Annotated in this window: 1 protein-coding gene; it reads right to left on the reverse strand. The window is 65.0% G+C overall.

The features are described from left to right. The coding region (locus WKW79_RS36915; protein ID WP_340340177.1) for an Ig-like domain-containing protein at window positions 1-1894 on the reverse strand (1894 nt) is incomplete at both ends.

The raw sequence follows: 1894 nt of genomic DNA on the forward strand, positions 1-1894 counted from the left end.
CACGAAGCTGTCGTTGCCGTGGAAGTTCTCGACCGGCGTGTAGCTGTAGGTGCCATCGGCGTTGACCGTGACCGTGCCGTTGGCAGCGCCCGTCTTCAGGGCAACGGTGGTTTCGCCGTCCGCATCGACCGCGCTGATGCTGCCGGTAATAGAGAGAGCGTCCTCGTCACCCGAGGCGCCAGCGTTGGTCACCACCGGCGCGTCGTTGACCGACGCGACCGTGTAGCTCTGTGTGGCAGCGACGCTGCCACCGTTGCCGTCGACCACGTTGTAGGTGAGCGTCACCGGGCCGTTGAAGTTGTCGGTGGGCGTGATGGTGTAGGTGCCGTCACCATGGTCCACCACCGTGCCATTGCTGGCGGCCAGACCCGCCACGCTCAGCGAGTCGCCGCCGTCCACATTGCTGAAGCCGGCCAGCAATTGCGCGGCCGTGACGATGTAGGGGGTGTCCTCCGTGCCCGCAGCCAGCACGGCAGTGGCCATGCCAATCGTGAGGCTGATGTCACCGGACTGGTCGCCCGCGTTGCCAGCGGCGTCGAGAACGAAGGCTGAAAAAGTATAGTTCCCGATAGCGAGGGGCGAAGTCAGCTGGTAGGTCCACGCTCCGTCGGCGCCAATGTCCGTGACCGGCCCTATTGAGTAGGTTGCGCTGGCAGTCGTCACCACAATGAAGAGCCTCTCGTCTGCAGCAATGGGCAGGTCGAGTTGACCTGAAATTGTCAGCAGGGTGTCGGCCGTTGCGCCGCCATGGATCGGACCGGCATCGCCCGAGACTGAAAGCACGGGACTGACGGCTATCGGCGCCGTTGTGTCCACGCTAATGTTCTTGCTTGCGGTAGCAGTATTGCCGGCCGCGTCGGTCTGCGATGCCGTCAGACTATGGTCGCCTTCGGTCAAGTCAGTAAGGACGAAGGACCAATTGCCGCCGCTGTTCACCGCGGCGGTGCCCAGCACGGTTGCGCCGTCCTTGATGGTGACGACGCCTGAGCCGATTTCGGCGGTGCCGCTGATTGTGTTGTCGCTGGTCTGGCCGCTGACGACCGTGTCACCGCCCAGACCCACCGACGCGATGGTGAGCGTAGGGGCAACGGTGTCCACGGCGAACGTGAAGGCGCTGGAGGTGCCGGTGTTGCCGGCAGCGTCCGTTTGAGTGGCCGTGACGCTCTTGCTGCCGCCCTCGCCCAGCGTGATGAGGTTAGGCGCTGTCAGGCTGTAGCTCCAATGGCCAGTGCCGTCGGCCGTGGTCGTGCCCAGCTGGGTGGCGCCCGTCATGATCGTGACGGTGCTATTGGCTTCTGCCGTCCCCACCACGGTGTTGTCGCCGCCTTGGCCGCTGACTGTGGAGTCTCCTGCGCCCACGCTGCTGATGGTGACCGTGGGATCCAAGGTGTCGATGGCAATGGTCGGTGTCGTGCCCGCACCGCCGCTGTTGCCCGCTGCATCGGTGTAGCTGCTCGCGCCCACGGTGATGCTGGCGCTGCCGCTGGCCAGGTTGGCCGTGGGCGTGAAGGTGGCGGTGTAGACCTTGGGGTCTGCCGTGACTGCCAGTCCTGTCACGGCACCACCAGAGACGGCGATGTCGCTAGTGGTAAAGCCCGTCGGGGCTTCCGAGAAGCTGAAGGTGATGAGGGCGGTCTGGCCAGCTTTCACAGCGGCCATATTGCTGGTGATGGCCACCGTGGGGGCCAAGGTGTCAATGGCAATGGTCGGTGCCGTGCCCGCACCGCCGTTGTTTCCCGCTGCATCGGTGTAGGTGCTCGCGCCCACGGTAATGCTAGCGCTGCCGCTGGCCAGGTCGGCCGTGGGCGTGAAGGTGGCGGTGTAGACCTTGGGGTCTGCCGTGACCGCCAGTCCTGTCACGGCACCACCAGAGACGGCGATGTCGCTAGTGGTA

Source organism: Variovorax robiniae, from assembly GCF_037889955.1.
GTDB classification, from domain to species: Bacteria; Pseudomonadota; Gammaproteobacteria; order Burkholderiales; family Burkholderiaceae_C; genus Variovorax; species Variovorax robiniae.